This is a genomic window from Kitasatospora sp. NPDC048722 (assembly GCF_040650235.1).
Classification (GTDB): Bacteria; Actinomycetota; Actinomycetes; order Streptomycetales; family Streptomycetaceae; genus Kitasatospora.
The window spans coordinates 20829-39943 of sequence record NZ_JBEZGX010000071.1 but is presented as its reverse complement, the minus strand read 5'-3'; the positions used below and the strand labels follow the sequence as shown (position 1 = coordinate 39943).

The 19115-nt window shown below is 71.7% G+C and carries 21 protein-coding genes and 2 pseudogenes; 8 read left to right on the top strand and 15 right to left on the bottom strand.

From position 1 onward, the window contains the following. Nucleotides 1–95 precede the first annotated feature (95 nt). Nucleotides 96–227, bottom strand: a complete 132-nt coding sequence (locus AB0C76_RS35500) for a hypothetical protein (RefSeq protein WP_359973634.1) — start codon at nucleotides 225–227, stop codon at nucleotides 96–98. Nucleotides 228–384: 157 nt separating this feature from the next. Continuing rightward, entirely contained in the window at nucleotides 385–1836 is a 1452-nt protein-coding gene (locus tag AB0C76_RS35495; protein WP_359973632.1) for an amidase, read from the bottom strand. Between the two features lie 641 nt (nucleotides 1837–2477). On the opposite strand from AB0C76_RS35495, the gene AB0C76_RS35490 reads away from it, so the two are divergent. Continuing rightward, nucleotides 2478–2741 (top strand): hypothetical protein, encoded by a 264-nt coding sequence (locus tag AB0C76_RS35490; protein WP_359973636.1) that lies wholly within the window; start codon nucleotides 2478–2480, stop codon nucleotides 2739–2741. Between the two features lie 29 nt (nucleotides 2742–2770). Here the strand turns inward: AB0C76_RS35490 and AB0C76_RS35485 are convergent. The 3 genes and pseudogenes from AB0C76_RS35485 to AB0C76_RS35475 form a co-directional block, all read right to left on the bottom strand. Next, a pseudogene (locus AB0C76_RS35485) lies at nucleotides 2771–2833 on the bottom strand (hypothetical protein); the annotation flags it as partial. Between the two features lie 22 nt (nucleotides 2834–2855). Next, a pseudogene (locus AB0C76_RS35480) lies at nucleotides 2856–3368 on the bottom strand (FAD binding domain-containing protein); the annotation flags it as partial. A 248-nt stretch (nucleotides 3369–3616) separates the two neighbouring features. After that, the gene (locus AB0C76_RS35475) at nucleotides 3617–6142 is read right to left on the bottom strand and encodes a collagenase (RefSeq protein ID WP_359973630.1); all 2526 of its coding nucleotides are present in this window, start codon (nucleotides 6140–6142) and stop codon (nucleotides 3617–3619) included. A 301-nt stretch (nucleotides 6143–6443) separates the two neighbouring features. On the opposite strand from AB0C76_RS35475, the gene AB0C76_RS35470 reads away from it, so the two are divergent. Beyond that, nucleotides 6444–6884, top strand: a complete 441-nt coding sequence (locus tag AB0C76_RS35470) for a VOC family protein (protein ID WP_359973628.1) — start codon at nucleotides 6444–6446, stop codon at nucleotides 6882–6884. A 75-nt stretch (nucleotides 6885–6959) separates the two neighbouring features. Here the strand turns inward: AB0C76_RS35470 and AB0C76_RS35465 are convergent, their stop codons facing one another. The 3 genes from AB0C76_RS35465 to AB0C76_RS35455 all read right to left on the bottom strand — a co-directional run bounded on the left by AB0C76_RS35465 (nucleotide 6960) and on the right by AB0C76_RS35455 (nucleotide 9207). Then, nucleotides 6960–7625 carry a glyoxalase gene (locus AB0C76_RS35465; protein WP_359973626.1) on the bottom strand — a complete coding sequence of 222 codons (666 nt, stop codon included), beginning with the start codon at nucleotides 7623–7625 and terminating at the stop codon, nucleotides 6960–6962. Nucleotides 7626–7693: 68 nt separating this feature from the next. Beyond that, nucleotides 7694–8662, bottom strand: a complete 969-nt coding sequence (locus AB0C76_RS35460) for a hypothetical protein (protein ID WP_359973624.1) — start codon at nucleotides 8660–8662, stop codon at nucleotides 7694–7696. A gap of 125 nt (nucleotides 8663–8787) precedes the next feature. Then, entirely contained in the window at nucleotides 8788–9207 is a 420-nt protein-coding gene (locus tag AB0C76_RS35455) for a peptidase inhibitor family I36 protein (protein WP_359973622.1), read from the bottom strand. Between the two features lie 385 nt (nucleotides 9208–9592). On the opposite strand from AB0C76_RS35455, the gene AB0C76_RS35450 reads away from it, so the two are divergent. After that, nucleotides 9593–10093 (top strand): DUF2690 domain-containing protein, encoded by a 501-nt coding sequence (locus AB0C76_RS35450; protein ID WP_359973620.1) that lies wholly within the window; start codon nucleotides 9593–9595, stop codon nucleotides 10091–10093. Nucleotides 10094–10287: 194 nt separating this feature from the next. Then, nucleotides 10288–11223 carry a hypothetical protein gene (locus AB0C76_RS35445; protein ID WP_359973618.1) on the top strand — a complete coding sequence of 312 codons (936 nt, stop codon included), beginning with the start codon at nucleotides 10288–10290 and terminating at the stop codon, nucleotides 11221–11223. Nucleotides 11224–11317: 94 nt separating this feature from the next. On the opposite strand, the gene AB0C76_RS35440 is transcribed toward AB0C76_RS35445, so the two are convergent. The 6 genes from AB0C76_RS35440 to AB0C76_RS35415 all read right to left on the bottom strand — a co-directional run bounded on the left by AB0C76_RS35440 (nucleotide 11318) and on the right by AB0C76_RS35415 (nucleotide 14872). Continuing rightward, complete coding sequence (locus AB0C76_RS35440) at nucleotides 11318–11530, bottom strand: hypothetical protein (protein WP_359973616.1); 213 nt, start codon at nucleotides 11528–11530, stop codon at nucleotides 11318–11320. Between the two features lie 87 nt (nucleotides 11531–11617). Beyond that, on the bottom strand, nucleotides 11618–12952 hold the full coding sequence (locus tag AB0C76_RS35435; protein WP_359973614.1) for a hypothetical protein: 1335 nt from the start codon (nucleotides 12950–12952) through the stop codon (nucleotides 11618–11620). Between the two features lie 303 nt (nucleotides 12953–13255). Then, nucleotides 13256–13432: a hypothetical protein gene (locus AB0C76_RS35430; protein ID WP_359973612.1), complete on the bottom strand. Its 177-nt coding sequence runs from the start codon at nucleotides 13430–13432 to the stop codon at nucleotides 13256–13258. 33 nt (nucleotides 13433–13465) lie between these two features. Next, complete coding sequence (locus AB0C76_RS35425) at nucleotides 13466–14149, bottom strand: restriction endonuclease (RefSeq protein ID WP_359973610.1); 684 nt, start codon at nucleotides 14147–14149, stop codon at nucleotides 13466–13468. Next, nucleotides 14149–14352 (bottom strand): hypothetical protein, encoded by a 204-nt coding sequence (locus tag AB0C76_RS35420; protein WP_359973608.1) that lies wholly within the window; start codon nucleotides 14350–14352, stop codon nucleotides 14149–14151. Before AB0C76_RS35420 ends, AB0C76_RS35425 begins: the two co-directional genes overlap by 1 nt. Nucleotides 14353–14737: 385 nt before the next feature. Continuing rightward, a complete protein-coding gene (locus tag AB0C76_RS35415) occupies nucleotides 14738–14872 on the bottom strand; it encodes a hypothetical protein (RefSeq protein WP_359973607.1) in 135 nt (44 codons plus the stop codon). A 165-nt stretch (nucleotides 14873–15037) separates the two neighbouring features. Between AB0C76_RS35415 and AB0C76_RS35410 the strand changes: the two genes are divergently transcribed. The 4 genes from AB0C76_RS35410 to AB0C76_RS35395 all read left to right on the top strand — a co-directional run bounded on the left by AB0C76_RS35410 (nucleotide 15038) and on the right by AB0C76_RS35395 (nucleotide 18161). Further along, a complete protein-coding gene (locus AB0C76_RS35410) occupies nucleotides 15038–15220 on the top strand; it encodes a hypothetical protein (RefSeq protein WP_359973605.1) in 183 nt (60 codons plus the stop codon). Beyond that, nucleotides 15217–15438 carry a hypothetical protein gene (locus tag AB0C76_RS35405; protein WP_359973603.1) on the top strand — a complete coding sequence of 74 codons (222 nt, stop codon included), beginning with the start codon at nucleotides 15217–15219 and terminating at the stop codon, nucleotides 15436–15438. Before AB0C76_RS35410 ends, AB0C76_RS35405 begins: the two co-directional genes overlap by 4 nt. 225 nt (nucleotides 15439–15663) lie before the next feature. After that, nucleotides 15664–16653: an esterase family protein gene (locus AB0C76_RS35400; RefSeq protein WP_359973601.1), complete on the top strand. Its 990-nt coding sequence runs from the start codon at nucleotides 15664–15666 to the stop codon at nucleotides 16651–16653. 11 nt (nucleotides 16654–16664) lie between these two features. Then, on the top strand, nucleotides 16665–18161 hold the full coding sequence (locus AB0C76_RS35395) for a hypothetical protein (RefSeq protein ID WP_359973599.1): 1497 nt from the start codon (nucleotides 16665–16667) through the stop codon (nucleotides 18159–18161). A gap of 66 nt (nucleotides 18162–18227) precedes the next feature. Here AB0C76_RS35395 and AB0C76_RS35390 read toward each other — a convergent pair whose 3' ends face one another. Beyond that, entirely contained in the window at nucleotides 18228–18971 is a 744-nt protein-coding gene (locus AB0C76_RS35390; RefSeq protein WP_359973597.1) for a class I SAM-dependent methyltransferase, read from the bottom strand. Nucleotides 18972–19115: the final 144 nt, after the last annotated feature.

Below are 19115 nucleotides of genomic sequence, written 5' to 3'. Positions count from 1 at the left end.
TCCCGGACGAGGCCGACAGATCCGGTTGAGGACCCGAGGTCAGTCAGAGGTTGAGTCAGACCTGCCCGGGAACCGCTCATGAACATCCTCACTGTTCAGAAGTCGATCCGAGGCTGGAGCCCGGTCCAGGTCTGGTTGGCGCCGTCGTTGGCGCCCCAGGTGACGACCGGGGCGGCGTCGGCGGGGTCGGAGCCCGGCACGTCGAGGACCAGCCGACGCGGCCCCACGGGAAGCCGTGATCCGCTTCACCCTCGCGGCGGTCGCGGCGGGCGGCCTCCTGTACCTGTTCAAGCCGTAACCACATCGGATGGCGCATGAGGCGCCGGCCTTCACCAAGCTGTGAAGGCCTGCGCCGAGCCGCGTGCACGGCCGCCGGAGCGTGCGCTACCTCGGTGCGGTGAAGCCCCCGATCCTCTGCTCCAGGAGCTCGGCCAGCCTCAGTGGGGTCCGGTCCTCGAACATCGGCCCGATGATCTGCACGCCCACCGGGAGGCCCTCAGGGGAACGGCCCGCGGGTACGGCGGTGGCGGGGAGGCCGGGCATCGTGGCCATGCCCGCCCAGACCAGCTGGTCCATGTAGGGGTGTGCGACGCCGTCGATGTCGAGGCTGCGCGCCCTCAGGTCGGGGGTGTGGTCGTGCGGGAACGCCGGGGTCGGCGTGATCGGGCACACCACGGCGTCGTACTCGGCGAACAGCTGCCGCCAGCCGTGGCGGTGGAGCTCGCGGTGGTTGTTCGCCACGATCCAGTCGCGGTGGGTGAACACCATGGCGCGCAGCCGCACCGCGTCCAGGCTCTGGTCGTCGGGGCTCAACGCGGCGGCGAGGGAATGCAGTTCCTCGTAGGTCTCGACGGGGAAGTGTGCGGTGGAGCCCGAGATCAGGAGCTGGGTGTAGAGCCTGGCGGCCTCGGCCGGATCGGGCAGCAGCGGGCTGTGCCGGTCGACGCGGGCGCCCCCTTCGAGGAGCGCGGCGGCCACCCGGTCGACTCCCGCCCGGACGGCGGCGCCGGTCGCGATGTACGGGTGCTCGTCGAGGACCAGGACCCGGAAGTCGGCGAGCCGCTCGTGGCGCGCGGGCGGCAGCGCCAGGTCGTACGCCACGCCGAACGTCAGCGGATCCGGCCCGGCCATCACGTCGAGCAGGAGCGTCAGGTCGCGGGCCGTGCGCGCCATCGGGCCGACGACGGCGAGGTCCAGCTCGGTCGGCAGGACCGGCGCGGACGGCAGGGCCATGCCGCGGGCCGCCGCCAGCCCGAGCGTCGGCTTGTGGGCGTAGATGCCGCAGAAGTGCGCGGGGGTGCGCAGCGAGCCGGCGATGTCGGAGCCGATGGACAGCGCGCCGAACCCGGAGGCCAGGGCCGCCGCCGACCCGCCGGAGGAGCCGCCCGACGTACGGCCTCGGTCCCAGGGGTTGTTGGTGGTGCCGTAGATACCGTTGAAGCTCTGGATGTCCTGCAGCCCTACGGGCACGTTGGTCTTGCCGAGCACCACCGCGCCCGCCGCCCGGAGCCGCGAGACCTGCACCGCGTCCTCGGCCGGGCGGTGGTCCCGGTGCTGCGGGATGCCCCAGGTCGTGGGAAGCCCGGCGACGTCGTAGGACTCCTTGACCGTCACCGGGATGCCGAGCAGCGGCCGGTCCTCGCCCCGGGCGAGCGCCTCGTCGGCGCTGCGGGCGGCGGCGCGCGCCCGGTCGAAGTCCGGCACGCAGATCGCGTTGACCGCGCCGTCCTCCCGCTCGATGCGGGCGATCGTCGCGTCCGTCAGTTCCGCCGAGGTCACGTCGCCGGCGCGCAGGGCGGCCGCGAGGCTCTCGGCCGATTCGAAGTTCCAGTCCATGGGCCGGACCGTACAGAGGGCCCGGAGGAGCCACGAAATCCCTTTTCGCGCAACGGGTTCGGGCCGACGTCCGCTTCCAGGTCCACGCCCCCGTCGGCCGTTCGTAGCGCAGGACCGCCGCCGTCGAGACCTGCCCTTCGTCGACCGGCACGACGAGGTTGCCGGTCAGCAGCCGGGAATTGGGCTTCGAGCCCGCTCGGCCCGTCGCTGCCCTCGGCGATCGGCCGACCATCCGACCGACGATGTGCCGCGCCGACACCCCCCGGTGCAGCCGCAGACCGAGCAGCGCCCGTCAGCCGAACTGGCCCTGGATTCCGCTGACTTCCTCGAACATGGCGTGGGCCCGGTCCTCGGGCGAGGCGATCGTCCCGTCCACGGCGAGGGCGAAGGGGTCCGCGTGACCGCTCTTCCCGGGGCCGCCGAGCGCGGATCTCCTCGGGCATCTCCGACGGAAGTGACCGCGAAAGTGTGGCGGGCCGGGCAACCCGGCGCGTCGGGAGTGTGGTCTGGAGGGCTGAGGGGGTGCTGATGCGCACAGAAGAAGAGGCCGATTTCCAGGCCTTCACCCACCGTCGACTCCGGCCGTACTCGTGGGCTCGGCGCTCATCGGCTCTAGCCTGCCGTGGATCAGCGTGGGCATCATGACGCTCTTCCAGCGCCGCACACCACCAGATTTGATGGGCAGGGCGGACGCGGCGCTCGGCCTGGTTCTCTCCACACCGCAAACGGTCGCCATCGCTCTCGGCGCCGGATTGATCGCTGTGATCGACTACCGAATCCTCCTGCTCGTCATCGCATGCCTCATGCTCCCGGCGGCTGTCTTCCTGCTCACCCGTCCCGAGCACCGCGACATTGCTCCGGAGCGACAGGCCGCGGCTACGGCTACGGCTGACGCTGCCCCGTGAGCACACTCCTTCGGCGGATTGGCTGTGGCGGTCACCCCTCGGCGCATCTGCGGGTCGGTCAGGTACCGCAGCAGCTGAATGGTGCGGCTCACCCGGCCGACCTCGCGGAACGCCGCGTAGTGGGCGTACGGTGATCGACCGCAGCAGCTCGCGGGGCCGCAGGACCTTGACGCCGGCGCCGATCACGAAGTCCTTCACCGGCACCCGGCGCACCTCGCCGGACTGGGACAACAGGGTGCACACGCCGTCCAGGGCGGCGGTCAGCGAGATCATCGGCCCGGCCGGGAGCCCGTTGCACAGGTTGCCTCCGACGGTGGCCGTGTTCCAGATCTTCCAGGAGGCCGGGAACGCGCGGCAGCACTGCTCGAACAGCGGCGCGGCCCGCCAGTCCGCCGCCTGGGCGAAGCGGGAGAGCTGCGCGATCGTGCAGGTCGCCGCGATCTCCAGGTCCCCCGACGCGGTCACCCGGACCGGCTCCCAGGCCATCCGGCCGAGGTCGACCAGCCGGCGGATGTGCGGCTGCGGCTCGGAGAACAGGTACGTGCCCCCGCCGAGCCAGGCGTCCCCCGGGCGCCAGGTATCGCGACGCCGCGCGTCACGCAGCTCCACCACCGTGTTCAGGTCCACGTCCAACCATCGTCCTCGACCGTTCAGTACGGCGATTGAAGCAACGGCGGGAGCCACGGACGAGTGGGCTGGGATACCAGGGGCCCGTGCGGCCGGACTGGTTGATCGACCACGTGGCATCCCTCGCAGATACCAGGGCGATACGAGCAGTGTCCTGACGAATGCGAGGAGCGGCGGTCGTGATCTCCAAGGGAACGGCGGCCCGGGAGGGTGTCCCGGGCCGCCGCTGCCGTGCCTGCGCGAGGGGGTCAGTACCGCGTGGTGACGGTCACCCCGCTGAACGCCGTCCGGGCGTAGAGGCTGATGTAGCGGTAGCCGGCCTGGGTGTTGGTGACGGTGAGGCTCTGGGTGGTGCCGTCGTTGAACGAAGCGCTCGTGTAGGCGTTGAGAGTGGCCCACGAGGTGGGGTTGTAGAGCAGGTACGCCGTGCCGGTGCCGCCCTTGGTGGTGGCGGTGAGCGTCGTGGTGCCGGCGGGCAGCCAGATGTAGAGGTAGTCGAGGTTGCCCGCGGTCGCCGACTGGTTGGTGCGGTAGCAGTTGCGGTCCATGACCCGGGTGTCGACCGCCGTGCACGCCGTCGTGCCGTCGGTGACGGTGAGCGACTTGCTCGCGGTGGCGGTGTGACCGCTGTCGTCGGTGACGGTCAGGGTGACGGTGTAGGTGCCGGGTGCGGTGTACGTCTTCGCCGGGCTGGCCGTGGTGGCGGTGGTGCCGTCGCCGAAGTCCCAGGCCCAGGAGGCGATCCGGCCGCCGCCGGTCTCGGTGGAGCGGTCGGTGAGCCGGACGGTCAGGCCGTCGGCGGTGCTGTCGAACGCGGCGGTCGGGGTGCCGCCCGTGGTGGCGCACGCACCGGCGGCGCAGGCGGTCAGCCAGGCGTCGAAGTCGGCGTCGTACGAGGTGCCGAGGGAGTTGTAGACCGCGTAGCCGCCGGGGTAGTCGCCGGTCCGGAAGTGGCCGAGCATCGCCTGGACGACGTCCGGGTGCTTCTCGACCATGTAGCGCACGGCGAGGTAACCCCACGGGTAGGTGCGGGTGACGTCGCTGTTGTCGTAGGTGTTCTGGAACAGCGTGCTGAGCTTGTAGGTGTGCTTGGCGGCCTCGGACACCGCCTGGGTGTCGGTGACGCCCCGGTAGGTGTAGGAGACGTACTCGGCGACGCCCTCGATCCACCACACGTCGGGCACGGCGACCTGCTGCGAGAAGTTGCCCTTCATGTCGTAGCGGGCGTCGAGGGCGTGCGTGTACTCGTGGTTGAGGTTCCAGACGCGGGCCGTGAAGCCGTTGTCGGTGGGGTGGCGGTAGGTGATCGAGAGCGGCTGGTTGGCGGGGTTGGTCGGGTCGCCCGTCAGCGTCATGCCGCCGTTGTTGGTGTCGATGCCGTAGATCGGCCCGGCGTAGGTCTGGTAGTCCGCCGGGCTGGCGAAGTCGACCAACTGGAGCGTGGACTCGTACTGGCCGGGTATCGGACCGCTGTCCTTGACGAGGCTGTGGACGAACGGGTCCTGGTTCTGCAGGCTGGCGCAGACGGCGTCGAGGTCGGCCGCGGTGAGGTCCTGCGCGCGAATGGTGTGCGTGGCGTCGCAGGTGCGGCTGATCGGGAGGGCGGCGGCGGTCAGCCGCTGGGGCAGGTCGCAGACGCCGTAGTACGAGCACTGGGCCTGGTCGTAGGCGGCGGCCAGCCCGGCGACGCCGACCCAGAGCGGGGCGGTCGGGCCGGTGATGGACGAGGCGTCGAGCAGGCCCTTCATCAGCGGGCGCACCTTGGCCTGGAGGGCGGGGTGCTCGATGAAGCGGGCGGTCTCGATGCCGGCGTTGGAGTCGAGGAAGGAGTTGGTGCCGCCGAGCAGGTCGCGGTGGTTGAGCGCGAACGTGTCGAGGGTGTCGATGATGCTCGGGTCCGCGGTGACGGCGTCGACGTAGTCCTGGTTCTGGTGCCCGCGGAAGATCGGGGTGAAGACGTCGTTGACGAAGTTGACCATGTGCCAGGAGGAGTCGTACGCGCCGGTGTAGCCGTTGAGCACCCGCTTGTACGTGCCGAGGTAGCGGGCCTGCAGGTTCGCGCTGTCGGTGAGGATGACGGCCTCGCCCGCGATCTGCCCGTTCGCGTCGCTGACGTCCGTGAAGTGCGGGCTCGCGGTGAACCCGTCGAGGCCGCCCGCCACCGCGGTGGTGAGGGCGGAGTCGTAGGAGCCGACGTCCGCGGGGTGGTTGAACTGCACGTAGTACCCGGCGCGCAGATAGAGCACCAGTGGCAGGATCCCCGTCGAGTTGTCCCCGGGGTAGGTGGCGGCAACGCCCTGGAGGGCGTTGGCGATCGTCATCATCTGGCTCTCGCGGAACACTCCGGACGCGTCGGGGCCGGCTATCCCGAAGAGCGTGTTGACGCACTCGGGCGTGGAGGCCTTGACGAAGGAGACCAGCGCGGACCCGGTGCGGCCGCTGAAGTCGGCCGGGGTGCAGGACGCCGCGGCGAGCTGTGCGGCCGCGGGAGCGTGCGGGGCAGTCGCGGGCGCGGTCAGGGGGCTGCGCGGCGGGAGTTGGGCGGCGGTGAGGGGATGGTCCTGGACGGCCTCACGGCTCGCGGCATCCCTGGCGGAGCTCCCGGTCGGCGGCAGGATGCGGGGGCCGTGCCCGGCGGACGAGACGTGGGAGGCGGACGCGGCCGGGGCACCGTCCGGGGCCGCGAAGCCCGGCGCGGCGCCCATCCCGACGACGGCGGTACCCGCCGCGGCGAGGACCGCCAAGGCCCTTGGCAGCTTGAAGAACTGACTCATCAACACTCCTGTGTGGGGGTGGGGTCGAGCTGCCTCCGCGCGCTGTCCATTGGGGGGTGCTCACCGAGGCATGTGAAATAACACATGTCACCGGTCACATGGGTCAAGACCCGGGCGTCAAGGTTCGCATCCGGACCGTTCCGAATCGCGACATTGAACGTTCAAACTCCCGTCACCGCGACAACAGCGCGGCAGACCAGGGCGGTTCGCGGCCCCGGCACGCGTCATCCGGGGTACTGTCCGGCCACCGGGGAGGGTGACACCAGCGCCGCTGTCGGGCCCGGCCCCTACCCTCGGGGGCATGACGATTCAGCGCATGGACAACGTCGGCATCGTCGTGGACGACCTCGACGCCGCCGTCGCGTTCTTCACCGCACTCGGCATGGAGCTGGAAGGCAGGATGCCGATCGACGGACGCTGGGCGGGCAAGGTCGTCGGGCTCGACGACATGCGGAGCGAGATCGCGATGATGCGGATCCCCGGCGCGCCCGGCCGGCTCGAACTGGCGAAGTACCACGCCCCCGCGGCGATCACCCCCGAGCCGCAGGTCCCCCTGGCGAACACGCTGGGCCTGCACCGCGTCATGTTCGCCGTCGACGACATCGAGGACACCCTCGCCCGCCTCCGGCCGCACGGCGCCGTCCTCGTCGGCGAAGTGACGCGCTACGAGGACAGCTACCTGCTCTGTTACCTCCGCGGGCCGGGCGGGATCATCCTCGCGCTGGCGCAGCAGCTGGGCTGAGCCGTAGGACACGCCCCGGGCCCGGCAGGCCGCGTCCGGGCCCGGGCGTCGTCCGCGCGTTCACCTGTCCGCGGGTCAGGCCCCGGCCGCCGCCAGGGCGACGCTCTCCCAGGCGAACCCGTCCGGGTCCGTGAAGGACGCGGCGCCGGTGCTGCCGAGGACGATGCGGTGCGAGCCGGTGCCCTCGACGGGTACGCCGACCTCCTTCGCCAGCGCGCGGCGCTTGTACAGCGCCAGCTTGACGGCGCCGGGCCCTCCCGCGGTGAACTCGGTGTACTTGCCGCCGAAGCTCTTGGCCACGGTCAGCCCCCGGCCGACGTAGAACTCCCTGGTGGCCTTGACTCCCTCGACGCCGAGCAGCAGGACGACGTCGTCGATCTCGCGGGTGGCCGGACCGGTGTCCTTCTTCGCCGAGGTCGCGATCTTCCAGGCCGTCCCGTCCGGGGCCTGGACGACGCCGCCGTAGCCCCACAGCGACTTCGCCGCGGGCTTGAGCACCGTGGCCCCGGCGGCCACGGCGTCGGCGACGAAGCCGTCGACGCTGCCCGGCTGGGCCACGGTGAGCGCCATGGCGAAGCCCCGGAAGCCGGTGGTCGGCGCCGCGGACTCCCGCAGGCGGACGTGCCGCTCCACGCCGAACGCGGCGTAGAAGCGGTGGGCTGCCCCGGCGTCGGCCACCTCGAGGGTGACGGAGGCGAGGGACACGGTGGGCGCGGTGTTCTCGTTGTTTCCCATGGCCATGACGCTACGGGCGGCCCCATGGCCCGGGCTTCTCGAATCCTGACCGGTCCTGCGGTTTCCGGCACCTGTCACGAACCGGCCCCGGCCACCGACCGCGCGAGCTCCAGCATCGCATCGTTGCCGGCCTTGACCGCCGTCAGCTCCGGCTGGTGCTGCCGGATGAGCTCGTCCTCGTAGGCCGACTCGACGGTGAACCAGACCCCCACGACGTTCGTCCGGGCCTTGCAGTCGACGTCGGCGGTGGCCGTGGCGATCTCCTCCGCGGACGGAGCGGCGCCGGCCGCCCACCGGGAGTCCTTGAGGGCGTCCCCTGGCGTGGCGTAGGAGTAGCCGCGGTCCCCCATGCAGCGCGACCAGTCCTGGAAGACGGTCCTGACCCTGGGGTCCGTCATCGACCGTTCGAAGCCCTCGTAGTTGATCCCCACCGCGACGTCGGCGTCCCGGCCGGTGCCGCCGCGCGAAGTCAGCTCCTTCTGCGCGGCCCCGATGCACCCGCCCGGCGGCAGCCCCTTCCCCCGGAACTCGGTGGCCGCCCCCGGGGCGGGCCTCCCACCCGACCCGAGGCCCGTACCGAGCACGGTGGTGAGCTCGGCGCTCATGGACGGTCCCCCGCTCGGCTTCCTCGCGCCGCCCGGGTCGGGCGCGTGGTAGCCGTGCACGGAGACGTCGGCGAGCTCGACCGGGTCGTACCGGTGGGTGGTCTGGCTCTGGGACGGCGCCGCCCCGGACCCGGGCGGCCGGGAGTACTCCAGGCCGAACCCCCTTACGCAGCGCGCGACCAGCACGGTCTGCGCCGCGTCGTACTGGCGGAACTGCTCCCCGCTGAGCAGGTAGGCCTCGATGGGCAGGGTCCGGTCGCCCACCTCGCTCAACCGGGGGACGTCGCCGATCGGCGGCGGGTCCATCGGCGTCAGGGACGCGGACGGCCTGGCGGCGGGCGCGGCGGGGGTCGCGGGTCCGGATGCGCAGCCGGCGGTGAGGACCAGGGGGACGAGCAGGAGGGCGGCCAGTGAACGGCCGCGGTGGGGGGACGTCATGGCGGGGCTCCTCGGTCGGATCGATCGGCTCGATCGGCTCAGCCGGCTCAGCCGGATCGGTCGGTGAAGGCCGATCGGGTGCCGGGCCCCCGACGAACGGAGCCCGGCACCCGATCAGAACCGGATCAGAGCTCCCAGGCCTGCGAGTGGTTGTTGTTGCGCATGTTGATCGAGCCGCCGTTCCACGGCACCGCGCCCAGGTTGGCCCACGAGTTGTGCGGGATGTACTGGTTCGGGCCGGTGTTGCGGATGCTGTACTCACGGTAGTAGACGCGGACGTTCCAGGTCTGGTCCATGTTCCACACGGAGGCGGCGTTGTTCATGACGGCCTGACCGTTGCCGGCCCCGCCACCGCCGAAGTAGCCGTCGTAGTTGCCGTCCTCGCCCTTGCCGAAGAACGCGCCCTGCAGGTTGGGGCTGTAGTAGACGCACGCGTCGCCGCTGACGCAGCCACCGCTGCTGGCGAGGGCCGGCGTGGCGGTGCCGAGGAGCACCGTACCGAGGGTGACCGCGGCCAGGGCGGCGGCTGCCATCTTCTTGTTCATCTCACTGCCTTCCGATCGGTGGAGTGGGATCCCCCGCACCTCGTCCCGGGGCGGGTCGCATCCCTGATCGTGATCAGGCTGTGGTGCTCGGCCTGACGGGAACGACTCTGCGGCACCGGCGGAGTCAACTTCGAGAGGAGACGGGCTGTTGGGAACGTCCAACCCGTTCCCACGCCGCTGAGCTGGGGATTGGGAACGGCACGGCCGGGCTCCGGATCTCGTGGAACGGCCCTCCGGCAGCGGGCTCCGGTCGCGCACCGGTCGGGACCGGAGCGGGAAGTCGGCCCGATCGACTTCCCGCTGCGTTTCCGGCGCCTCCCTGAACGGTGGCGGGTCGATCCCGTCATGGAGTCGCGTCTTCTGCCGAAACTCCTGGTGACACCAGGTGCGCACCCCACTCACCCTTCCGGGAGTTCGACCACGTCCCTGCCGCTCCGGCTCCGTACGCAGCACCGCCGTCGCCGTCCTCCTCCTGCTCGGCTCGGCGCTCGCCACCGCCGCAGCCCAGACGGCATCCGCGGTACCCCGGCAGGGATGCACGGCGAGAGGCTGCAACGAACTCGACCCGGTCACGGAAGGGTGCGACGGCGACGCCGTCACCATCGACGCCGCCAGGGCAACGATCGGGGACATGCACGTCGATCTCCGCTACAGCTATTCCTGCAAGGCCAGTTGGGCCCGGGGCGCGCACCACACCACACCGGACCTGCGGACGATCCTGGTCGCCCCCCACGGCGCATCCGATGGGCAGGTGGAGTCCAACGACCACGGGAGTCAGTTCATCTACAGCAAGATGGTCGATGGCACGAGTCCGGACTTCGTGCGCATCTACCCGAGGCGTGGCGACTTCGCCTGCGGGAACCAGGCGAACCCGTCCCAGCAGTGACCCGACGCAGCGCGGGAGGACGGGGTGTGCGGGGTGATCGCGACGCCGGTGACGGCGTTCGTGGCGCAGTCGATGATCCAGGTCACCCATGGCCACACGGGCTCGCCTTGCAGGTCGACCTCGACTGGGACGTGCTTGTGGTCGCCCTCCCAGCAGGCGTTGCGCCACTGGCGAGGCCGGCGCAGGTGCACGTCGTGGCGGCGCCGTGCCCGCTCCCCTCGGTCAGGGCACCGCGCTGGCCCGGGTTCAGGTCGCGGCGGATCGCCCGGTGCAGCGTCGCCGGCGACGGCACCGCCACCGGCACGGCCGCGCCCGCATCCTCCTGCTCCCCCGCAGCCGAACGCGGCGCCGACGTCGAAGTCCTCAGCGGCTTCACCTACTACGCCCGGTTCGACGAAACGAGCACGAGCTCCCGGGAGAACCCCTACGGAATCGTTCGCCGCAGCACCATAGACGGCATCGACATCGACGAGGCCTTCACCCGCAACCTGCGCTGGGAGCCGACCGAGTACCTGCGCCGCTACTACCTCGGGCACAACGACGACGACCACGCCGAGATCACCAGGGCCGAAGCCGACGCCTTCATCAGACGCGCCACGCGGATCCTGACGACACCACGGGCCCGGGCGGCGGTCGAGCGCCTCACAACCATCGACTGGCGGGACGAGGACACCGCCTTCACCCACGCCGCCTCGCGCTCACGCCTGTTCCGCGAGCACCTGCGCCGCTCGGCCCTCTGGACGCAGGCCTACGAGCCCGCAGGTGACTGGCCCGTCGTCGACCTGGCGGCGTCCGTCGATCCCACGGCCCAGGTGGACGCGGAACTCGCCGCGCGGCTCGACGCGTTCCTGGAGGCCAACGTCGCAGACGTCCGGGCGAAGGCCCTGTGCCGCGCCGCGCTGCGCTGGGCGACCCTGCTCGACACGTCGGCGGCGCGGCTGCCCGAGCTGGACGACCCCTTCGAGCCGCTGCTGCTGATGCTGGAGCGGGGAGGCTGGTGCGGCCTGGTGATCGAGAACGGGGTCGCCGACTTCGCGGTGGCACGCGTCCCCTTCGGGACCTGGCAGGACCACCTGAGCACGGAACCGGTCGTCCAGCTCGACAGTTCCGCGCTCGGCGCCCTCGGCTGAGAACTGGTCGCGGGGCGCATGGGCGCCCGGCTCTGGCCCGGGCGCCGGCATGCGCGGTCGGCGGCCGGGCCATCGGGCGGGTGCGTCCACCGCCTTACGTCGGGAACTCGCCCAGCCAGCCGCGGGATACCAGGTACGTGGGGATGTAGGGCGACTCCGCGAGGAGGGCGGTGCTGAACGCGAAGTCGATCATGCCGGCGGACCCTTCGAGCCCGTCGACGCGCCGGTTCACCCGCACGCTCAACTTGTCGGCGAACGCGTGCCCGTCGGGCTGGGGCACGAGGTGGCGGGCAACGGTCACAGTCACGGACGGATCTCCTCGGTCATGTCGAACGGTCAGCACAGCACCCTGCCGTCCCAGAGAGCCCGCGCACGGGCCTGCGGGCGCGTGCGCTCAGTGGTGGAACACCCGCCCGGTGGTGTCCAGCCAGCACCAGTCGACCGGGGCGTACTGCTTCTTCAGTGCGAGGCGCCCGGAGCCGTAGCCCTTGAGGGCGGCCTCCACGGCGGCGGGCAGGGCGTCGAGGTCCTGCGGCACCGGAACGCGAAGCAGCAGGCGCTGCTTGCGGTGGAGGAGGAGGACCTCGCCGGCCGGGGTGCATTCCAGCAGCTCGAAGTTCTTCAGGGCCGTGTAGGGCTTGACCGCGGTGGAGATGCGGGAGCGCAGCCGGCCGTCGGCGGTCCAGGCGTAGAGGCCGTAGCGGTTGAGGTGGAAGGCGTGGCCGCGGTGGGGGTCGGCGGTGACGGTGAAGGCGAGCCCGGTGAAGGGGCTGTCGTCGTAGCGGTGCAGGCCCTCCAGGCGTCCGCGCAGCGTGCCCTGGTCGTCGAGGAGGGCGAAGCTGAACTCCTGGCCGCGGTCGGTCGACCGGTAGGCCCTGCCGAAGACGGGGACGACGAAGAGGTCGTCGCCGAGGGCCGACGGTCGTGTCATCTTGCAGTCCTCGTACCCGTACGCGTACGGGCTGCGGGTGATGCCGCTGAGGTCCGACAGGAGGTCGGTCAGCGTGGGCGAGGGGCGGTTGTCCCGGCACACCGGCGCGTCGCCGAAGACGACGTGAGGATGCTGGTCGGCGCCGGTCTGACGGTCGGTGTTCGCGTGGAGGCTCGCGATGGCCCGCAGGGTGGGCTTGGAGCCGGGCGCGAGCGCGGTGCCGGGTTCGGAGACGGCGACGATGTTGAGGGTCGCGCCGGCCCACTTGAGCCCGTACTCCGAGGTCGTGCAGAGCAGTCGGCCGGAGGGCGTGACGGTGATCGAGGCGGCGAACGGATCGCCCGCCCTCGCCTTCTCCTCCTCGAAGCCCCAGGGCATCGGGAACGTGCCCACGACCCTGCTCAGGTCGGCCGAGAACAGGTGGGTGATGCCCGGGCACAGAGCGAGGGCGACCGTCCCGTCCGGGAGGACGGCCAGGGTGTCACCGTCCCCGTCCGGGATGATCGCCGACGGGGTGCCGTCCGGCCGGGGACCACCGGACACGGCAGTGGCGACGGGCGTACCGTCGGGGGCGTAGCGGGTGATCGACCGGTAGTTGAGCGGGCAGTGGGCGGGATCGGCCGGATGACCTGTGGCGTGCCCTGCGCGCCACAGGGTGGAGACCACGTAGGTGTCGCCGTCAGGCGTGGCCACGGCGTGCCTCGGGGTGAACGCCCACCCGCCGGCCGCCGGGTCGAGGCCGTGGGTGTCGGCGAGCGCCGCGGGCAGGGTCATGGGCAGGGCGGGCATCCGGTTCATGACCGGAATTCTGCACCGGCCCACGGACAGCATGGACTTCGTCGGCCGCCCGCGCACCGATATCCCTGCCGACTGCGACAGACCGGCGATCTGTCCTGAGACGCGGGGACTCCGGGCGATGCCGGGGGCCCCGCCGGGCATCTTCCGAGCAGGTCTCCTGGCCCGCACCCAGCCGATGGAGTGATCACTCACTTCCCCGTGGACAGACCAACGAGCACACCAGCCGGCCGAGTTGCCCCGAACTGCACAGGCGCCGGAACCCCCTCGAACCTCCGACGAACCCTCACACGCCCCGGCACGCCGTCATTCGGCCGTTGATGCGGCGTACATCTCCGCCTGGTTCGGTGCGGTCGGCGAACCGCGTCCTGCGGGAGCCGGTCCAGTTCCCGCGATGTGAGGACGGCATGTGGCGGCAGCCACCGCGAGGACCACTCCGGCGATGAACTTCAGCAGCGGGTCGAACGTGCCGTCGTCGCGCACGGCCGGCCTCCTTTCGGATCGGTGGGGCGGGGGTCACGGCGCGGGGCGGCCGAGGCGCAGCCGGGCAGTGCGGGGTGGCAGTCGCAGCAGGTCGTGCAGAGCGATGCCGTCCTCGGCCCATTGGCGCAGGCGGCCGCGGTCGACCCAGTGCACCCGGTGCTGGTCGCCCCATGCCTTCGCGTCACGGGTGAAGGCGCCGTTGGTGACGACGACCGCGCTGTCGGCGCCGTGTGCGGGGCCGGCGGTTCCCTTGACCTGGTACATGACCTGGGATCCGACCTTCGCGCCGACCTTGGTGTGCTTGGCCTGGACCACGATCCGGCCAAGGGCGGGGTGCTGGCCGATCACGTCGGCGGCCTGGTCGCCCTTCTGCCCGACCTTGCGGGCGCTCCAGCCGTCCCGCACGAGCAGGTCCCGCAGCGCGTGCTCGAATTCCTGGTCGCCGAGGGCGTCGATGCGCTCCAGGCTGAGCCGCAACGTGGCCAGCCGCTGCGCTCGGCGCAGATCCGCGGCCCGGCGCCGCGCCCACCACGCCGCCGTGACGACTGCGGCCATGGCGGCGAGGACGGCGAGCACGGGCCAGTACCGCTCGGCGACCCGCACTCCGGCACTGGCCGCCTCGATGAGCCAGACGACCGCGGCCAGCACGGTGAGGCCGGCTGCGGCAGTCTCGGTGGCGCCGCGCGGCCTGCGCAACCGGTAGCGCCGGCGGCCCATCAGGGCGCCGTCGGGGCGGTAGCCGCCGGGGCCGGTGTGCCGGGCGTCGCCGCGTCGCTGGCCCCGAAGCCGATGAAGTGCCCCCACAGCCATACGAGCGCGCAGATCCCGGCGATGGTCCAGCCGCTCATCTTCTTCACGCTCGGCCGCGGGTTGCGGCGGATGTGGCGTCGTACCACGTGGTAGCCCTCAGGTACGGGCATCACAGTCTCCCTTCCCGTCGGCGGACCGCGATGTGCGGTTCGTCCGGCCAACTGATGTACCAGCGGACGCCGACAGGAATTGACGGATCACCGGCAGATGCGCACGACGGAGAGGGCATTCCGGACAGCCGGGCCTAGAGGGCGCACCGGCTGCGCTGCACGCGACCCGCCCGCTGACCATGGGTGACGACCTGGTCTCGTGGCGCGACGGCGGCATGGCGGATTCGGGTGAGACCGGAGTCGCCGGAACGAGGGCGGCTGTGGCCTGCGCGGACGTGGCGCGGCTGTCGCCGGGGCGTCCTGGTCATGAAGTTGGCGAGAAGCAGCGGCGTACGCCGGTGGTCCTGGACCGGGGCGCAGTTCGTGTCACGAGCCGCATGCGGGGTCACTGTGGGGTGTCCTGTCCGCCGGCCTCGCCCTGCTGCGGGCGGGCCCACAGCAGCGCGTGGTGCGCGGGGCCCGGCTCGCCGAGGTCGACGAGGCAGCGGCCGGTGTCGACGGCGAGGTCGGCGGCGCTCATCCAGGAGCACCGGGCGGGCGGCGTATCGGTGGCGATGTTCAGGGAGTGTTCGGCAGCGTCGAGTGCACGGCGGGAGGCTCCGGCCTCACCGGTCATCGCGTGCGCGCGGGCTTTGCGCAGGTGCGGCAGGGAGGGGGCGGTCGGGTCCTGTGTGCGGGCGAGCGCGTGGTCGAGGACGTCACCGGCGGCGAGTCCACGGCCGCGCTGGTCGGTCTGGCCACCCTGGTCGGCAACGACCTCGTGAACGGCGACAAGCTGCCGCCCAAGTCGAACTCGAAGTCGATCGCGGGCGGCCTGATGTCCCGCACGTCCTTCGCCACCCGAACACGGTGGAGAAGGCGGACGTGACCCAGGACGACTGGGTGCACATCCACGGCTCCCTCGGCGCCCTGGGAAGCGTCGACGACCGGGTCGGCCCGCTCGGCGAGGAGGAGGTGGCCCTGGTCGCCGAGCCGCGCCGGATGAAGGACGGCCTGCGCACCCCGGACCCCACACGGCTCACGGTCGCCGCGTTCGACCCGGTCCAGTTGCCGAACGAGGGCCGCTCAATCAAGTACAAGAAGTAGCCGCGCAGTTGAGCAGTGCGGGATTCGCACGGGATGTGCCACCACTGCGGTGCAGCCCGTTCCCTCGTCCCACGGGCCAAGGCAACAGTCTCGGTGACCGGGCCTCCCGCGTCAGTCCGGATCGTTCCGGATTCCGCGCCGTGCGGCGGGTGACTACCGTCCCAACCGCTCGACCACCGGGCGGTCCGGACGGACCGCCGTCACGCGCGTTCCCAGGAGGCCACGTTGACCGCCCAGCACCCCACCCGCAGGAGCATCCTCAGGACCGGCGGCGGGCTCGGCGCCGCGCTGGCGCTGGGCGCCGCCGGCTCGCTGGCCTCGACGAGTCCCGCAGCGGCGGCCGGCGACGGCTTCGGCCTGAGCATCGTGGACCGCAACGAGAGCGACCCGCGGATGTGGTACTACCGCTTCCGCACCTCGGCGATCGGCTGGAACCCCGGCGTGAACGTGCTGCTGCCGGACGACTACCAGTGGAGCGGCCGCACCTACCCGGTGCTGTACCTGTTCCACGGCGGCGGCACCGACCAGGACTTCATCACCTTCGACCGGGCGGGCGTCCGCGACTGGACCGCCGGCAAGCCGATCATCGTGGTGATGCCGGACGGCGGGCACGCCGGCTGGTACTCCAACCCGGTCAGCTCCAACGCGGGCCCGCGCAACTGGGAGGAGTTCCACATCAACCAGTTGCTGCCCTGGGTGGAGGCCAACTTCCGCACCTACGCCGAGTACGACGGCCGCGCGGTGGCCGGTTTCTCGATGGGCGGCTTCGGCGCACTGAAGTACGCCGCCAAGTACTACGGTCACTTCGCCTCGGTGAGCGCCCACTCCGGCCCGGCCAGCCTGCGCCGGGACGGCGGCCTGGTGGCGCACTGGGCGAACGCGTCCTCCGCCGCGCTGGACCTGAACGGCGGCACGGTCTACGGCGTGCCGCTCTGGGACCAGGCGCGGGTGAGCGCCGACAACCCGGTGGAGCGCATCGAGAGCTACCGCAACAAGCGGGTCTTCCTGGTGGCCGGCACCAGCCCCAACCCGGTCGACTGGTTCAGCACCGTCAACGAGACCCAGGTCCTGGCCGGGCAGCGCGAGTTCCGCTCCCTGCTCGACCGGGCGGGCATCCCCTACGACGCGCGCGAGGTGCCCGGCGGCCACGAGATCCGGCCGGACGTGTTCCGGCAGGACCTGGACGGCATCATCGACCGCCTGCGCAAGGCGTGAGGGCCGCCCCGGTGTTCCGCTCCCTTCTCCGGCGCGCCTCGCGACCGGCCCCGGCCGCCCCTCGGCACCGAGTCCTGGTCTCCGCCCTCGCGCTGCTCTCCGTCACGGCGGTCCTGACGGTCGGCGTCGGCGCAACGCCCGCGCCCGCCGCCACCGGCATCGACCTCTGTGCCGAGGTCGGCTACAACGCGGGCTTCCGGGGCGACGCCCTGGTGACCGCGATCGCCGTCGGCATGGCCGAGTCCAGTTGCAACCCGCTCGCGTCCAACGTCCAGAACAACACGCCGCCGTCCACCGACCGGGGCCTGTGGGAGATCAACAGCTACTGGCACTCCGAGGTCAGCGACGCCTGCGCCTACGACGCCCAGTGCAACGCCGACGCGGCCTACCGCATCTCCAACAAGGGCACCAACTGGGCGCAGTGGTCGACCTACAAGGAGGGCGCGCACCTGCGGTACATGGACGCGGCCCGGGCCGCCGCCGACCGGCTCGGCCACCACGACCCCGGGCCGGCCCCGGTCGTCTACCCGACGCAGCCCGGCCGGGTCGTCTCGGCGCGCTCGGCGGACGGCCGGCTGGAGGTGTTCGCGGCCGGTGCCAACGGCGTCTCGCACGCCTGGCAGAACCAGGTGAACGGCGCCTGGTCCGAGTGGGAGTCGCTGGGCGGCCCCGACGGCGCCCGGCTGACGATCGGCGCGGACGCGGACGGACGGCTGGAGCTGTTCGCGCTCAACGGCAGCACCCTCCAGCACCGCTACCAGCTCCAGCCCTCCGGCGCCTGGTCGGGCTGGGACACGTTCGGAACCGGCGGCCACAACCTCGCGGTCGGTGCCAACCAGGACGGCCGCCTGGAGGTCTTCGCCTCCGGACCCGTCGGCATCTTCCACCGCTACCAGACCGCGCCCAACAGCGGCTGGTCCGGCTGGGAGCCGGCCGGCGGCGGCCCCGCCTACAGCGAGATCGGACTCGGCAAGTCCCCCGACGGGCGCCTGGAGGTCTTCGCCCTCAACGGCTCCACCTTCCAGCACATGTGGCAGACCGCCACCAGCGGCGCCTGGTCGAGCTGGGAGACCTTCGGCGACGGCGGCCACGACCTCACCGTCGACCACAACCAGGACGGCCGTCTGGAGGTCTTCGCCTCCGGCCCCGCCGGCGTCTACCACCGCTACCAGACCAACCCCACCACCTGGTCCGGCTGGGAACCCACCGGCGGGCCGGCCGATTCCCAACTGACCAGCGAGCACGCGCCGGACGGCCGGGTGGAGGTGTTCGCCATCAACGGCACCACCGCACAGCACCTGTGGCAGACCGGCGTGAACGCGCCCTACGACACGTGGGTCGCCTTCGGCGGCCCCGGCACCGAGATCACCGCCGCGGCCAACGCCGACGGCCGCATCGAGGTCTTCGGCTCCAGCAGCGCCGGTGTCCACCACCGCTGGCAGACCGGCTTCTCCACCTGGTCCGAATGGTCCTGGCTCAACACCACCGCCGGCCCCGCCGTCAACTGACGGCGGCCGGCGGTCCGGCGCCCGGTCCCCGGTCGATCCGGGGACCGGGCGCCTCGCGGCACGGCGTCAGGCGTGGCACCGCAGCATCGTCAGCGGCGGGTTGGCGACGTAGTCGGCCCAGAAGTCCTCGCCGTACTCGCGCACGCCGGCCTCGGAGATCTCCAGGGGCACCCAGGTGATGTCCTTGAATCCGGCCGCGTGCAGCGACCGTTCGTAGGTCTCGCGGCTGGGCGGGTTCGCGACGAAGGAGATCGGCGGGTCGAGGAGCGCGGTGATCCTCACCCGCGGCCCGATCTCGGTCACCTCGCCGAGCGATTCGCACAGGAAACCGTACTTGGCCAGGGACGGCCCGTCGAACCGGTAGTCCGGGTGCTGCACGAAGGCGAAGAACCCGGCCCCGTCCGCGAGGCTGCGGTGGATGTTGCGGCACATCCGCTCGACGGTGGCGACGCCGTCGGCGTAGTTGAAACACTGGACCGCGACCGCGAGGTCGAACGGCTGCTCGTAGAGGGGAAGTTCGGCGACGTCACCGACCTCGTACGCCACGCCCAGCGGATCCTTGCCCTCCATGGCCCGGGCCACGCCGACCATCTCGGAGGAGATGTCGACGCCGAGGACGCGGGACGCGCCCCGGCGCTTGAACTCCCGGCTGTAGAAACCGGTCCCGGAGGCCAGGTCCAGAACCGACTTGCCGGTCACGTCGCCCACCAGGGCGAGGAAACCGGGCACCTCCCCGTAACGCATCAGCGGAAGGGTCTTGAAGCCCTCGAACGCCTCGCCGATCTCGTCGTACAGCTGACCGGTCATCATGCTCCCCGTCCGTTCTCGGCCTCGGTCCTCTGTCCGGTCCGAAGCTCCTGCCGGGAAGTCTCGCGTCCGGCCACCGGGACGTCGTACTGGCGGAAACCACAAATGTGCCGCAGCCACGGCCGACGTTCTCGTCGCGTTCGCGCC

Bases quoted from the DNA above. Each gene is read 5' to 3' on its own strand.
- AB0C76_RS35390 (WP_359973597.1), bottom strand. From the start codon at position 18,971: ATGATGACCGGTCAGCTGTACGACGAGATCGGCGAGGCGTTCGAGGGC.
- AB0C76_RS35435 (WP_359973614.1), bottom strand. From the start codon at position 12,952: ATGAACCGGATGCCCGCCCTGCCCATGACCCTGCCCGCGGCGCTCGCC.
- AB0C76_RS35495 (WP_359973632.1), bottom strand. From the start codon at position 1,836: ATGGACTGGAACTTCGAATCGGCCGAGAGCCTCGCGGCCGCCCTGCGC.
- AB0C76_RS35470 (WP_359973628.1), top strand. From the start codon at position 6,444: ATGACGATTCAGCGCATGGACAACGTCGGCATCGTCGTGGACGACCTC.
- AB0C76_RS35415 (WP_359973607.1), bottom strand. From the start codon at position 14,872: ATGAGCGCCGCCGACCTCGCCGTCGACACCGGCCGCTGCCTCGTCGAC.
- AB0C76_RS35420 (WP_359973608.1), bottom strand. From the start codon at position 14,352: ATGCCCGTACCTGAGGGCTACCACGTGGTACGACGCCACATCCGCCGC.
- AB0C76_RS35465 (WP_359973626.1), bottom strand. From the start codon at position 7,625: ATGGCCATGGGAAACAACGAGAACACCGCGCCCACCGTGTCCCTCGCC.
- AB0C76_RS35490 (WP_359973636.1), top strand. From the start codon at position 2,478: ATGACGCTCTTCCAGCGCCGCACACCACCAGATTTGATGGGCAGGGCG.
- AB0C76_RS35475 (WP_359973630.1), bottom strand. From the start codon at position 6,142: ATGAGTCAGTTCTTCAAGCTGCCAAGGGCCTTGGCGGTCCTCGCCGCG.
- AB0C76_RS35460 (WP_359973624.1), bottom strand. From the start codon at position 8,662: ATGACGTCCCCCCACCGCGGCCGTTCACTGGCCGCCCTCCTGCTCGTC.
- AB0C76_RS35425 (WP_359973610.1), bottom strand. From the start codon at position 14,149: ATGGGCCGCCGGCGCTACCGGTTGCGCAGGCCGCGCGGCGCCACCGAG.
- AB0C76_RS35455 (WP_359973622.1), bottom strand. From the start codon at position 9,207: ATGAACAAGAAGATGGCAGCCGCCGCCCTGGCCGCGGTCACCCTCGGT.